At 69.5% G+C, this 13,589-nt stretch carries 13 protein-coding genes, 1 pseudogene and 1 riboswitch; of the genes and pseudogenes, 2 read left to right on the plus strand and 12 right to left on the minus strand.

The features are described 5' to 3' along the window. Nucleotides 1–167: 167 nt before the first annotated feature. The 12 genes and pseudogenes from ribH to sdhC all read right to left on the minus strand — a co-directional run bounded on the left by ribH (nucleotide 168) and on the right by sdhC (nucleotide 10,957). On the minus strand, nucleotides 168–674 hold the full coding sequence (gene ribH, locus J5V96_RS15495; RefSeq protein WP_208505048.1) for a 6,7-dimethyl-8-ribityllumazine synthase: 507 nt from the start codon (nucleotides 672–674) through the stop codon (nucleotides 168–170). Further along, the gene (gene ribA, locus J5V96_RS15500) at nucleotides 671–1,960 is read right to left on the minus strand and encodes a GTP cyclohydrolase II (protein ID WP_208505050.1); all 1,290 of its coding nucleotides are present in this window, start codon (nucleotides 1,958–1,960) and stop codon (nucleotides 671–673) included. The genes ribH and ribA overlap by 4 nt, the downstream gene beginning before the upstream one ends. 128 nt (nucleotides 1,961–2,088) lie before the next feature. Then, a pseudogene (locus J5V96_RS15505) lies at nucleotides 2,089–2,694 on the minus strand (riboflavin synthase); the annotation flags it as partial. Further along, entirely contained in the window at nucleotides 2,694–3,719 is a 1,026-nt protein-coding gene (gene ribD / locus J5V96_RS15510) for a bifunctional diaminohydroxyphosphoribosylaminopyrimidine deaminase/5-amino-6-(5-phosphoribosylamino)uracil reductase RibD (protein WP_208505054.1), read from the minus strand. The pseudogene J5V96_RS15505 and the gene ribD, both read right to left, overlap by 1 nt. Before the next feature lie 67 nt (nucleotides 3,720–3,786). Continuing rightward, nucleotides 3,787–3,932: riboswitch (FMN riboswitch) on the minus strand. A 48-nt stretch (nucleotides 3,933–3,980) separates the two neighbouring features. After that, nucleotides 3,981–4,841, minus strand: coding sequence for an Fpg/Nei family DNA glycosylase (locus J5V96_RS15515; protein ID WP_208505056.1), 861 nt, complete (start codon nucleotides 4,839–4,841; stop codon nucleotides 3,981–3,983). A 23-nt stretch (nucleotides 4,842–4,864) separates the two neighbouring features. After that, nucleotides 4,865–5,416 carry a GNAT family N-acetyltransferase gene (locus J5V96_RS15520; protein ID WP_208505059.1) on the minus strand — a complete coding sequence of 184 codons (552 nt, stop codon included), beginning with the start codon at nucleotides 5,414–5,416 and terminating at the stop codon, nucleotides 4,865–4,867. Next, a complete protein-coding gene (gene trpS / locus J5V96_RS15525) occupies nucleotides 5,409–6,413 on the minus strand; it encodes a tryptophan--tRNA ligase (protein ID WP_208505061.1) in 1,005 nt (334 codons plus the stop codon). The genes J5V96_RS15520 and trpS overlap by 8 nt, the downstream gene beginning before the upstream one ends. Before the next feature lie 47 nt (nucleotides 6,414–6,460). Continuing rightward, nucleotides 6,461–7,360 (minus strand): exodeoxyribonuclease III, encoded by a 900-nt coding sequence (locus J5V96_RS15530; protein ID WP_208505063.1) that lies wholly within the window; start codon nucleotides 7,358–7,360, stop codon nucleotides 6,461–6,463. Between the two features lie 70 nt (nucleotides 7,361–7,430). Next, nucleotides 7,431–8,228 (minus strand): succinate dehydrogenase iron-sulfur subunit, encoded by a 798-nt coding sequence (locus J5V96_RS15535; protein WP_208505065.1) that lies wholly within the window; start codon nucleotides 8,226–8,228, stop codon nucleotides 7,431–7,433. Then, a complete protein-coding gene (gene sdhA / locus J5V96_RS15540) occupies nucleotides 8,228–10,051 on the minus strand; it encodes a succinate dehydrogenase flavoprotein subunit (protein ID WP_208505068.1) in 1,824 nt (607 codons plus the stop codon). The genes J5V96_RS15535 and sdhA overlap by 1 nt, the downstream gene beginning before the upstream one ends. Before the next feature lie 19 nt (nucleotides 10,052–10,070). Next, complete coding sequence (sdhD, locus tag J5V96_RS15545) at nucleotides 10,071–10,526, minus strand: succinate dehydrogenase, hydrophobic membrane anchor protein (RefSeq protein ID WP_208505070.1); 456 nt, start codon at nucleotides 10,524–10,526, stop codon at nucleotides 10,071–10,073. Further along, a complete protein-coding gene (gene sdhC, locus J5V96_RS15550) occupies nucleotides 10,526–10,957 on the minus strand; it encodes a succinate dehydrogenase, cytochrome b556 subunit (protein WP_208505072.1) in 432 nt (143 codons plus the stop codon). Before sdhC ends, sdhD begins: the two co-directional genes overlap by 1 nt. A 162-nt stretch (nucleotides 10,958–11,119) precedes the next feature. Between sdhC and J5V96_RS15555 the strand changes: the two genes are divergently transcribed. Continuing rightward, the gene (locus tag J5V96_RS15555; protein ID WP_208505074.1) at nucleotides 11,120–12,232 is read left to right on the plus strand and encodes a mannose-1-phosphate guanylyltransferase; all 1,113 of its coding nucleotides are present in this window, start codon (nucleotides 11,120–11,122) and stop codon (nucleotides 12,230–12,232) included. A 164-nt stretch (nucleotides 12,233–12,396) separates the two neighbouring features. Then, entirely contained in the window at nucleotides 12,397–13,506 is a 1,110-nt protein-coding gene (locus J5V96_RS15560; protein WP_208505076.1) for a BMP family lipoprotein, read from the plus strand. Nucleotides 13,507–13,589: the final 83 nt, after the last annotated feature.

Consider the following 13,589-nt stretch of genomic DNA (forward strand, 5'->3'; position numbering starts at 1 on the left):
TGCCTCTGGGCAGAGTGTCAGTCTAATGGAACTCCCAGGATCAACTTGCTCAGCGCGAGGAGCGGAAGCCCCGAACAGTGGCGCGAATTGCAAGATGATCGGACAACAAGACGGGGACCCGGCAATCTGCCGGGTCCCCGTCTCTCCTGCGTGTCAGATCTGACGCGTCAGTCGTCGCTCTCGGGCTCCTCGGCGAGGCGCAGAGTGCGCAGCTCGCGCAGCGTGAGTGCGGTGCGCACGGCCGCGTCGGCCGCCTCCGCGCCCTTGTCCTCCTTCGAGCCCGGCAGGCCCGCGCGGTCGAGGCCCTGCTGCTCGTCGTCCAGCGTGAGCACGCCGAACCCCACGGGCTTGCCCGTGTCGAGCGCGACGCGCGTAAGGCCGTCGGTGGCCGCGGACGCGACGAAGTCGAAGTGCGGGGTGCCGCCCCGGATGATCACACCGAGGGCCACGATCGCGTCGGCGCCGGCATCCAGCGCGACCTTCGACACGACGGGGAGCTCGAACGAGCCGGCGACACGGATCAGGTGGTGCGTCGCGCCCGCGGCGTCGAGCGCGCGCTGCGCGCCCGCGATCAGGCCGTCCGTGATCTCGTCGTGCCACGTTCCGGCGACGATCACCACGTCCAGGCCGCTGCCGTCGATCTGCGCGCGCTCCGGCGCTCCGTGTCCGCTCATCGAATTCCTCCGTTGTTGACGCGCTCGATGGCCTCGGCGAGCTGTTCCTCGCCGATGATGTGCCCCATGCGATCGCGCTTGGTCTCAAGGTACTGGTGGTTGTTCGGGCCGATGCCCACGATCAGGGGCACCTGCTCGACCACGTCGAGGCCGTAGCCGCGCAGCTGCGCGACCTTGTCCGTGTTGTTGGTGAGCAGTCGGACGCGGCTGATCCCGAGGTCCGCGAGGATGCCGGCGGCCGCCGCGTAGTCGCGGGCGTCGGCGGGCAGGCCGAGGGCCGTGTTGGCATCGACGGTGTCGAGGCCGCGCTCCTGCAGCGAGTACGCACGCAGCTTGTTGATGAGGCCGATGCCGCGCCCCTCGTGGCCGCGCATGTAGATGACCACGCCGCCGTCCTGCTCGATCGCATCGAGCGCGGCGTCCAGCTGGGGGCCGCACTCGCACTTGAGCGAGTCGAACGCCTCACCCGTCAGGCACTCGGAGTGCACACGCACCAGCGCCTCGGGGCCGACGATGTCGCCCGAGATCACCGCGAGGTGATCGGTGCCCGTCTGGCGGTCCTTGTACGCCCGGAAGCGGAAGGTGCCGTGCGAGGTGGGCACGGTGGCCTCGGCCCGCAGGCTCACCTGCCGCCGCGCGGGCGCGGCATCCCCCTCGCGAGGGTCGACCTCGCCCAGGTGGGCGATCAGCTGCTCGATCGTGATCACCGGGATGCCGTCGCGGGCGCCCAGCTCGAGAAGGCCCGGCATGCGCATCATGCTGCCGTCCTCGGCGACGAGCTCGCCGATCACACCGACGGGCGCGAGACCCGCCAGCTGCATGAGGTCGACGGCCGCCTCGGTGTGCCCCGCGCGCTCGCGCACGCCGCCGGGCACCGCGCGCAGGGGCAGCACGTGACCCGGGCGGATGAGATCGGTCGGCACCGAGTCCGGATCGGCCAGCACGTTGAGCGTGCGGGCGCGGTCGTGCGCGCTGATGCCCGTGGTGACGCCCTGCGCCGCATCGACGCTCACGGTGTAGGCCGTCGAGCGGGCGTCCTCGTTGTGCTCGACCATCGGCGGCAGGTCGAGGCGGTCGGCGTACTCCTGCGGCATCGGGGCGCACAGGAAGCCCGACGACCACCGCACCGCCCATGCGACCGTCTCGGCGGTCGCGAGCTCGGCCGACAGGATCACATCGCCCTCGTTCTCGCGGTTCTCGTCGTCGGCGACGATGATCGGGCGACCGGCGCGCAGCGCCTCGATCGCGGCCTCCACGGTGGAGAGAGTGGCTTCGGGCTGGCTCATCGGGAGCCTCCTTCTGTGCGGCGGCCGGCATCGGGGGCCGGAGCGAGGGACGGATCGAGCACGGAGTAGTCGGCAGGCGGCACATCGATCGCCCACAGCGGGAGCTCGCCCGTGGGGGCGGGCGTGGCCGCGCCGAAGGCCAGCAGACGCTGCACATGGCGGGCGAGGATGTCCGTCTCGAGATTCACGCGATCGCCCGCCACGCGCTCGCCGAGGGTCGTGGCGGTCAGCGTCTCGGGGATGAGGGACACCTCGAACCACGGATCCGCGACTCCCGCCGCGCTGACGGCGCTCACCGTGAGCGAGACGCCGTCGACGGCGATCGAGCCCTTGTCCACGACCAGGGGAGCGAGGTGTCCGGGCAGGCCGATGCGCACCACACGCCACTGCGCTCCCGGACGCACCTCGTGCACCACGCCGGTGCCGTCGATGTGCCCCTGCACGATGTGGCCGCCGAGGCGGCCGCCGGCCGCGGTGGCGCGCTCGAGGTTGACGGGGGTGCCCTCGCGCGCGACATCGAGCGTGGACATGTCGAGCGTCTGCTTCATCACGTCGGCGGTGAAGCCCGAGGCATCCCAGTCGACGACCGTGAGGCACACACCGCTCACCGAGATCGAGTCGCCGTGTTGCACCCCGTCGACCGCACGGGGTGCGTGCAGCGTCAGCCGCACGCCGTCTCCCGAGGGCTCGACGGCCGTGATGCGGCCGATCTCCTCGACGATGCCGGTGAACATCAGCGGGCTCCTTCTGTCGGTGTTTCGCAGACGTAGAGGGTGTCGTCACCCAGCGGGATCCGATCGGTCACCGCAAGGCGGATGGCCGCATCGATCGACGGCACCCCCACGTCGGTGAGGGCGAGGCGGGGGCCGCCCAGCAGGACGGGGGCGACGTAGGCGAGAACGGTGTCCGCGCAGCCTGCGGCGATGAACGCGCTGGCGAGCGTCGGGCCGCCTTCGACGAACACGCGGTGCAGACCGTGGTCCCACAGGTCAGCGAGCACGAACTCGAGGTCGTGGGTGTCGTAGAAGAGCGGCTCGTGCGGGTGGCGGCGCAGGGCGGCGTCGGCGGGCGTCTCGCGCGCGCCGATCACCACGGGGACGGGCTGTTCGGCGCGCAGCGCGTCGCCGTCGCGCGCCGTCAGCGCCGGGTCGTCGGCCAGCACGGTGCCCGTGCCGACGACGATGGCATCGGCCGCGGCGCGTCGCGCGTGCACGTCGGCACGGGCGGCAGGGCCGGTGATCCACTGGCTCGAGCCGTCCGCGGCGGCCGCGCGCCCGTCGAGGCTCTGTGCCCACTTCACGGTGACGTGCGGGCGGCCGAGCCGCATCGCGGTGATCCACGGACCGATCAGCTCTCGCGCCTCGTCGCGCAGCAGTCCCGGCTCGACGTCCACGCCGGCTGCCCGCAGCCGGTCGCCCCCGCCGCCCGAGGTCTCGCCCGGATCGTCCAGCGCGTACACGACGCGCGCGACGCCCGCGCGGATCAGCGCCTCGGAGCACGGCCCGGTGCGCCCGGTGTGGTTACAGGGCTCGAGGGTCACGATCGCCGTCGCACCGCGCGCGGCTCCCTCGGGCAGGTGGCTCAGCGCGTCGACCTCGGCGTGCGCCGTGCCCGCTCCGCGGTGCCAGCCCTCGGCGAGCACGTCGCCGTCGGGCGAGAGGATGAGCGCCCCGACCTGCGGGTTGCGGCTGCGGGGGCCACGACGGGCGAGCTCGAGCGCGCGCTGCATCGCCTGTCGCTCTGCCGGGCTGTGCGCCATCCGGACCTCCTCGATTGATACCGGGGGGTCGACAGACGCGCGGGGCATCGCGGACACGCGACGCTACCCGTGCTTCCTCTCATCCGGACTCGTGCGGCTCTCGGCCGCACATCACCGTCGGTCCTGGAGTTCCACCAGGTCAACCGAGGCCTTGTGGCCTCGGCTCGCGGACTGTCACCGCCGGTTCGGATTCTCACCGACCCCGGAGCACGTGTGCTGCACTCAGAATATCCGAACGCATAGGCCTCGGATCCATTCCCGTTACTTCAGAAGACGCGAGAGCCGCCGATCAGCCAGCACTTTCCCACCCGTCTGGCAGGTGGGACAGTACTCGAAGCTCCGGTCGGCGAGGAACACGCTGCGCACGGTGTCGCCGCACACGGGGCACGGCTGGCCGCCCCGGGCGTGCACCGCCATGCCCCGGCGCTTGGCGTCCTTCAGCTCGGCGGGCGGCCGGCCGCGCGCCATCGCGGTGGCCTCGGCCAGCGTGTCCCGCATCGCGACGTAGAGCGTGTCGATCTGCTCGTCGGTCAGGTTCGCCGCGAGCGCGTAGGGCGACATGCGCGCCGAGTGCAGGATCTCGTCGGAGTAGGCGTTGCCGATGCCGGCGATCGTCTTCTGATCGCGCAGCACACCCTTGATCTGGGTGCGGCGGCCGCGCAGCAGCTCGGCGAATGCATCTCGGGTGATCTCGTCGCCGAGGGGATCCGGGCCCAGCCGGGCGATGCCCTCGACGTGCTGTGGATCGCGCACGACGTACACCGCGAGCGACTTCTTCGTTCCCGCCTCCGTGAGGTCGAAGCCGGATCCGTCGCCGAAGCCCACCCGCAGCGCGATCGGGGAGCGCCCGGGCTTGATCACCGTCGTCGGAAGGCTCTCGTGCCAGCGCAGCCATCCCGCCTTCGCGAGGTGGAACACCAGGTGGTGCCCGCTCGTGGCGAGGTCGACGAACTTGCCGTGCCGCGCGACGCCGGTGATGCTCGCGCCGATGAGCGACTCGAGAGGAGGATCGAAGGTCTTCAGCGCCGAGATCGACGCGACCCTCGCCTGTGTGATCTCGAGCCCCGTGGCTCGTTCGCGCAGGAACTCGACCAGTCCCTCGACTTCGGGCATCTCCGGCATGCGGCCATCCTGCCCTGGATGGCTCAGATGGGCCAGGCCTGGGGGGTGCGCGCGTCGGTGGCGAGGATGCCGGCGAGCCAGCCGTCGTGGCGGGTGCCGCGCCGGTGCTGCGCCTTGCGGCGCAGTCCCTCGTACTGGAAGCCGACGCGCTGCGCGACGGCCGCGGAGGCGTGGTTGCCGACCATCGCCTGCCATTCCACGCGCTCGAGGCGCAGGGGACCGAACGCGAAGTCGAGCACTGCCCGCACCGCCTCGGTCATGTAGCCGCGGCCGCGAGCCTGAGGAGCGAGTGCCCAGCCGATCTCTGCGCCGCGATTCGCGATGCGGTGCAGGGCGATCGTGCCCGCGAGCCCCTCGTCGTCGCGGATCCCCCAGACGAGCTCCGACCCCGACTGCCACCACTCTTCGACGAGCGCGACGAACGTGACGGCGTCCTCACGCGTGTACGGCGACGGGACCGTCGTGTACGCCTGCACCAGCGGATCCTGGCAGTAGGCGAAGATCGCGTCGATGTCGGCCTCCTCGGGCCGCGACAGGATCAGCCGGGCGGTCTGGAGGACGACCGGATCACCCACGACGCAGCAGGCCCACGCGCTCGTACACGGCCGACAGGGTGGTGTCGGCGACCTCCGCCGCGCGATCCGCGTTGGCGGCGAGCACACGATCGAGCTCGGCCGGGTCGTCGAGCAGCTCGAGGGCGCGCGCTCGCACCGGCTCGAACTCCGCCACGACCACGTCGCGCAGGCCCTTCTTGAAGTCGCCGTAGCCGCGGCCCGCGTACTCTTCCTCGATCTCGGGGATCGGGCGGCCCGAGAGCGCGGAGTAGATCGTGAGCAGGTTCGAGACGCCCGGCTTCTCGGCGCGGTCGTACCGCACGGAGCCGTCGTTGTCGGTGACCGCGCGCATGATCTTCTTCGCGGTCACTGCCGGGTCGTCGAGCAGCCACAGCACACCGGCGTGCGACTCGGCCGACTTCGACATCTTCGACGTCGGCTCCTGCAGGTCGTAGATGCGCGCGGTCTCGGCCTGGATCACCGGCTTGGGCACCGTGAACGTCTCGCCGTACTTCTTGTTGAATCGCTCGGCCAGATCGCGCGTCAGCTCCACGTGCTGCTTCTGGTCGTCGCCGACCGGCACCACGTCGGTCTGGTACAGCAGGATGTCGGCCGCCATCAGGATCGGGTAGGTGAACAGGCCGACGTTCGTCTGCTCGGCGCCGTACCGGCTCGACTTGTCCTTGAACTGCGTCATGCGGCTCGCCTCGCCGAAGCCCGTCATCGTGGACAGGATCCACGCGAGCTCGGCGTGGGCGCGCACGTGCGACTGCACGTACAGCGTCGACTTCGACGGCTCGATGCCGGCGGCGATGTACTGGGCCGCGGTGCGACGGGTCTTCTCGCGCAGCTCGGCCGGGTCGTTCGGCTGCGTCAGGGCGTGCAGATCGACGACCGAGAAGAAGGCGTCGTACTCGTCTTGCATGCCGCGCCACTGCAGGAGAGCCCCGATGTAGTTGCCGATCTGAAGCGAGTCGGCGGAGGGCTGCATTCCGGAGTAGAGGCGCTGCTTGGTCACCAGTCGATCCTACGTTCCCGAACGGATGCTCCTCCTCGCGGAGAGCCCTACTCGCCGAGGGCGTAGTCGGCGACGACCGGCGCGTGGTCGCTCCAGCGCGTGTCGTAGGAGGGGGCGCGGTCGACGCGATAGCCGGAGGCGCGCGGGGCCAGGGCGGGGGAGGCGAGGTGATAGTCGATGCGCCAGCCCGAGTCGTTGTCGAACGCCTTGCCGCGCATCGACCACCACGTATAGGGACCGTCGACCTCACCGGCCGCGGCGCGCCCCACATCGACCCAGCCGAGGCCGGTGGCGCCCTTGCTGAACGCGCGGGTGTCGCTGCGCTCGTAGCCGAGCCCGCGGCCCTGGCCCTCCTGGCCGGTGACGGGCTCGCCCTCGGGCGTGAGGAAGCGGTCGAAGTACGCGCGCTCGCGAGGCAGGAAGCCCGACTTCTGCACGTTGCCCTTCCAGTTCCGGATGTCGAAGGGCTTGTGGGCGACGTTGAGGTCACCGGTGACGACCGCCAGCCCGCCGTCGGCGGACAGTTCGGGCAGCCGGCGCTCCATGGCATCGAGGAAGGCCCACTTGGGATCCTGCTTGGCCGGGGTGTCCGCCTCGCCCGTGAACACGTACGCGCTCACGACCGTGAGCGTCTCGCCGCCGAACTCGAAGTCGGCCTCGAGCCAGCGTCCGTTCGACTCGAGCGCGTCGTCGCCGAGCTCGATGCGCGAGATGGCGCACTCCTCGCGCGAGGCGATGGCCACGCCGGCGCGGCCCTTCTGCAGGGAGGCGTCGGCGATCACGCGCCAGCCGGGGAGGGCGGCCTCGAGGTGCTCGAGCTCGCCGCGCACCTCCTGCAGCGTGATGATGTCGGCGCCGGATGCGTCGACCCATGCCCCCATCCCGTTGCGGGCGGCGGCGCGGATGCCGTTGACGTTGACGGTGGCGATGCGAACACTGCGGGGCATGTCTACCAACGTAATCGGGGCCTCGGACATTCAGATGTCCGAGGCCCCGATCACCCGCGATGCGGGCGTGTCACGCGTGGATGAGCTTCAGCTGCTTCGTGGCGCGGTCGGTGCCGCCGACGAGGGCCTGCTTCACATCGGCGATCGCCTTGGTGATCTCGATGCCGCGGGGGCACGCCTCCGTGCAGTTGAAGGTCGTGCGGCAGCGCCACACGCCCTCCTTGTCGTTGAGGATGTCGAGGCGCACGTCGCCCGCGTCGTCGCGCGAGTCGAAGATGAAGCGGTGCGCGTTGACGATGGCGGCCGGGCCGAAGTACTGGCCGTCGGTCCAGAACACCGGGCACGACGAGGTGCACGCGGCGCACAGGATGCACTTGGTGGTGTCGTCGAAGATCGCGCGGTCGGCGACCGACTGCACACGCTCCTTGCCCTTCTCGGGGGCGGTGGACGCCTGCAGGAAGGGCTGCACGTCGCGGTAGGCCGCGAAGAACGGGTCCATGTCGACGATGAGGTCCTTCTCGAGCGGCAGACCCTTGATCGCCTCGACGTAGATCGGCTTCGAGATGTCGAGGTCCTTGATCAGCGTCTTGCAGGCGAGGCGGTTGCGGCCGTTGATGCGCATCGCGTCGGATCCGCAGATGCCGTGCGCGCACGAGCGGCGGAACGCGAGCGATCCGTCCTGGTCCCACTTGATGCGGTGCAGGGCGTCCAGGACGCGGTCGGTCGAGTACATCTCGACGTCGTAGTCCACCCAGCGCGGCTCGCTGTCCGTCTCCGGATCGAAGCGGCGGATGATGAACGTGACGAGGTACGACTGCACGGCCGCGTCGTTCGAGTCGACCGGGGCCGAAGCTGCGGTGCCGGACATCAGTACTTCCTCTCGAGGGGCGGGTAGTTGAGCTCGCCCTTGTCGTTCTTGGTGAAGACGACGGGCTTCCAGTCGAGCTTGATGTGGTCCTCCGGGTCGGCCGAGTGCGGGTCGCCCGTCAGATACGCCATCGTGTGCTGCATGTAGTTCTCGTCGTCGCGCGTCTGGTAGTCCTCGCGCATGTGGCCGCCGCGGGACTCGCGGCGGTTTCGGGCGGCGTAGGCCACGATCTCGGCGATGTCGAGAAGGAAGCCCAGCTCGACGGCCTCGAGCAGATCGGTGTTGTACCGCTTGCCCTTGTCGTCGACGTAGATGTTCTTGTAGCGCTCGCGCAGTGACGCGATCGTGCCGAGGACGTCGGTGAGCGACTCCTCGGTGCGGAACACCTGAGCCTTGTCGTCCATCTCGTCCTGGAGCTTCTTGCGAATGTCCGAGATGCGCTCGGTGCCCTTGGCGTTGCGGATGCCCTCGATCATGTCGCGGACGCCCGCGGCCGGATCCTCGGGCAGCGGCACGAACTCGGCGGTCTTGACGTACTCGACCGCGTTGCGACCCGCGCGCTTGCCGAAGACGTTGATGTCGAGCAGCGAGTTGGTGCCGAGGCGGTTCGCGCCGTGCACCGACACGCACGCGCACTCGCCGGCGGCGTACAGGCCGGGCACCACGGTCTCGTTGTCGGCGAGCACCTCGCCGTCGTTGTTGGTCGGGATGCCGCCCATCGCGTAGTGCGCGGTCGGCATGACCGGCACGGGCTCGACCACGGGGTCGATGCCGAGGTAGGTGCGGGCGAACTCGGTGATGTCCGGCAGCTTGGTCTCGAGCACCTCGGCGCCGAGATGCGTGCAGTCGAGCAGCACGTAGTCCTTGTGCGGACCGGCGCCGCGGCCCTCGCGCACCTCCTGGACCATGCAGCGGGCGACGATGTCGCGCGGCGCGAGGTCCTTGATGGTGGGGGCGTAGCGCTCCATGAAGCGCTCACCCGAGGCGTTGCGCAGGATCGCGCCCTCGCCGCGGGCTCCCTCGGTGAGGAGGATGCCCAGGCCCGCCAGCCCCGTCGGGTGGAACTGGAAGAACTCGACGTCCTCGAGCGGCAGGCCCTTGCGCCAGACGATGCCGACGCCGTCGCCCGTGAGCGTGTGCGCGTTCGAGGTGGTCTTGAAGATCTTGCCGAAGCCGCCGGTGGCGAAGATGACCGACTTCGAGTGGAAGACGTGCAGCTCGCCGGTGGCCAGTTCGAGCGCGACGACGCCCGCGATCTGGGTCTTGCCGTCGGCGTCCTTCACCGTGATCAGATCGAGCGCGTAGAACTCGTTGAAGAAGTTGATGCCGAGCTTCACGCAGTTCTGGAACAGCGTCTGCAGGATCATGTGGCCCGTGCGGTCGGCCGCGTAGCAGGCGCGGCGCACCGGGGTCTTGCCGTGCTCGGCCGTGTGACCGCCGAAGCGGCGCTGGTCGATCTTGCCGTCGGGCGTGCGGTTGAAGGGCAGACCCATGTTCTCGAGGTCGATGACGGCGTCGATCGCCTCCTTGGCGAGGATCTCGGCCGCGTCCTGGTCGACGAGGTAGTCGCCGCCCTTGACGGTGTCGAAGGTGTGCCACTCCCAGGAGTCCTCCTCGACGTTCGCGAGCGCCGCGGCCATGCCGCCCTGCGCCGCGCCCGTGTGGGAGCGGGTGGGGTAGAGCTTGGTGATCACGGCGGTCTTCGCGCCGGGGCCGGCCTCGATGGCCGCACGCATGCCGGCGCCGCCGGCGCCGACGATCACGATGTCGAACTGGTGGTAGTGCACGCCATCGCGCACAACGGAATCGTGGGTCTGAGTCATGTTCCTGTCGATCTGCAAGTCAGGCGGCCTGGCACGCGGTCCAGAGCGTGGAGTCCTCGGTCACACCGAGGCAGGGGTCGAACGTGAACACCACGAGCGTGCCGAGCACGATCATGACGGCCACGGCGATCCACACCACCCAGACGAGGGTCTTGCGCACGCCTTCGCCCCGCACGTAGTCGTTGATGATCGTGCGCATGCCGTTGCCGCCGTGCAGGAAGGCGAGCCAGAGCATCAGCACGTCCCACCACTGCCAGAACGGCGTGGCGAACTTGCCGGCGACGAACGCGAAGTTGAGGGCGTGCACGCCGCCCTCCGGCAGCACGAGGTTCGTGAGGAGGTGACCGAAGATCAGCACCACCAGAACCACGCCGGAGGCGCGCATGTACAGCCAGCCCCACTTCTCGAGGTTGACGCCCTTGTTGCGCGGGGCGGAGTGCGGGGCGCGGGGCGCAGCGAGCGAGTCGGCGGTCATCAGTGGCCCCCCTCGTATCCGAACACGTTGATGAGCTGGCGCGGCACGAATCCCGCCATGACGACGACCCAGATGCCCAGGACGCCCCAGAACAGCTGACGCTGGTACTTGGCGCCCTTCGCCCAGAAGTCGATCAGGATGATCCGCAGGCCGTTGAAGGCGTGGAACGCGATCGCGCCGACGAGAGCGATCTCGCCGAGGCCCATGATCGGGGTCTGGTAGGTGCCGATGACCGCGTCGTACGCCTCGGGGGAGAGGCGGATGAGCGACGTGTCGAGCACGTGCACGAGGAGGAAGAAGAAGATCGCGACACCGGTGATGCGGTGCAGCACCCACGACCACATCCCCTCGCGGCCGCGGTAGAGCGTTCCCCGCGGTGTCTTCGAGGTGGTCTCAGCCACCGATGGTGTCGGACGTGAGGCGACGGCCACGTCGTTCCTCCCTGATCGTTGCGAGGTCTGGCGCCCGGATGGCGCACGAAATACGTGCGCACAGAGGCAGAAGAAACTCTACGTGCGCGCTTCGCCGGGCGAAACGAAGGTGCGCCTAACTCTCTTGATGTCGAGAGAAATGCGGGCGGATAGCCTGGGACCATGTCTGCACCCCTCGAGGACTTCTACGCCGTGATCCCCGCGGGCGGTGTCGGCTCGCGCCTGTGGCCGCTCTCGCGCGCCGAGACGCCCAAGTTCCTGCACGACCTCACCGGCTCGGGCGTCTCGCTCCTGCGCAACACGTGGGACCGTCTGCTGCCGCTGGCCGGCAAGGACCGGATCGCGGTGGTCACCGGTCAGGCGCACGAGGCGAAGGTGGAGGAGGACCTCCCCGACATCCTCGAAAGCAACGTGTTCATCGAGGCCTCGCAGCGCGAGTCGGCGGCCGCGATCGGTCTGGCCGCGGCCATCCTGGATCGTCGTCATCCCGGCGTCATCATCGGATCCTTCGCCGCCGATCACCACATCTCCCGTCAGCGCGCGTTCGAGTTCGCGGTGCAGCAGGCGGTCGCCCTCGCGCGCGCCGGCTACATCTCGACCATCGGCATCGCCCCCAGCGAGCCCTCCGTCGGCTTCGGCTACATCCAGAAGGGCGATGAGCTCGACGTCGACGGGGCGCCGATGGCGGCCATCGTCGAGCGCTTCGTGGAGAAGCCCGACCTGGAGACGGCGCGCCGGTACTACGCCGATCGCAACTTCCTCTGGAACGCGGGCATGTTCATCACCCGCGCCGACGTTCTGCTGGCCGAGCTCGCGGCGAACGAGCCCGAACTGCATGCGGGCCTCGTGGAGATCGCCGCCGCCTGGGACACCGAGCGACGCGCCGAGGTGACCGACCGCGTCTGGCCGGGACTGAAGAAGATCGCGATCGACTACGCCGTCGCCGAGCCGGCGGCAGCCAAGGGGCGCCTCGCGGTGGTGCCCGGCCACTTCGACTGGGACGACGTCGGCGACTTCGCCAGCCTCGCCAAGCTCATCTCGGGCGGCCGCCCCGACACCATGTCGGTGCTCGGCGAGAACGAGAAGGTCATGGTCGACGCCTCCACCGGGCTGGTCGTCTCGCAGACCGAGCGGATCATCGCGGTCGTCGGCGTGGACGACCTGATCGTCGTCGACACCCCGGATGCGCTGCTGGTCACCACCAGCGCGCACGCGCAGCGGGTGAAGAGCGTCGTGGGCACGCTGCAGCAGAACGGGCGCGACGACGTCCTCTGATCGGGGGCGGACGCAAGCGTTTGCAACGATCACGTCTCGGCCCCGTTGACTGTGCAGAATGCGCGGTCGGATTTATGTACCGTGTGCGTATCGCCCCGTCAGCACGCGGGGCTGCATACGTCCCGCTGTGTGGGCGGGGCGCTGAGCACTTCTTGGAGGACAGTGTGATCAGGACCACTCGGAAGGCCGCATTCGCCGGTCTCGCGCTCACCGCTTCGGCGATCCTTCTCGCCGGCTGCGGCGCACCGCCGGAGGAGGCCGCCGAGACGACGGACGGCGCCGAGGCGCCCGCCGAGTCCTCGGACTTCCTCGCCTGCGCCGTCTCCGACGAGGGCAGCTGGAACGACAAGAGCTTCAACGAGGCCGCGTACGCCGGTCTGCAGCAGGCGGAGTCGGAGCTGGGCATCCAGATCGACGACGCCGAGTCGGCGTCCGCCGAGGACTTCGTGCCGAACCTGACCGCCATGGTCGACAACGGCTGCGACATCACCTTCGCGATCGGCTTCAACTTCTCGCTGGGCGGCGAGAACGGCGTCATCTTCGACGTCGCCGCCGACAACCCCGACGCCAAGTTCGCCTGGCTCGACGGATGGCCGGGTGAGGTCGACAACGTCAAGCCGATCATGTACGCGACCGAGCAGTCGAGCTACCTCGCTGGCTACCTGTCCGCGGCCTACTCGACCTCGAAGGTCGTGGGCACCTACGGCGGTCTCCAGATCGACTCGGTCACCTCCTTCATGGACGGCTTCTACCAGGGCGCCAAGAAGTACGAGGAGGAGACGGGCACGCCGGTCAAGGTGGTGGGCTGGGACCCGGCCGCCAAGACGGGTGACTTCGTCGGCGACTTCGCCAACACCGAGGAGGCGAAGTCGATCTCCAACGGTCAGCTCGCCGCCGGCGCCGACGTGATCTTCCCGGTCGCGGGTGGTCTGTTCACCGCCACCGCCGAGGCCATCCGCGAGGGCGGCAACGCCGACGCCGTCATGCTCGGTGTCGACAAGGACATCGCCGTCACGCAGCCCGACCTGGCCGACATCACGCTGACCTCGGTCGAGAAGCGCATGACCCAGGCCGTGTTCGACATCATCGGCGAGGTCAAGGGCGACGAGTTCTCCGCCGAGCCGTACTTCGGCACGCTCGAGAACGACGGCACCGGCCTGTCCGACTTCGGCGCCTTCGCCGACAAGGTCCCGGCCGACGTGGTCTCCAAGCTCGACGAGCTGAAGCAGCAGATCATCGACGGCGACATCGAGATCGCTCTCACGAAGAACTGACGCCTTCTCGCAGGCGCCAGCAGACGGGCGTCCGGTGCATCCGCACCGGGCGCCCGTCTCTTCCGGGGGAGAGCGATACAGGT

Source organism: Microbacterium stercoris, from assembly GCF_017592545.1.
Taxonomy (GTDB): Bacteria; Actinomycetota; Actinomycetes; order Actinomycetales; family Microbacteriaceae; genus Microbacterium; species Microbacterium stercoris.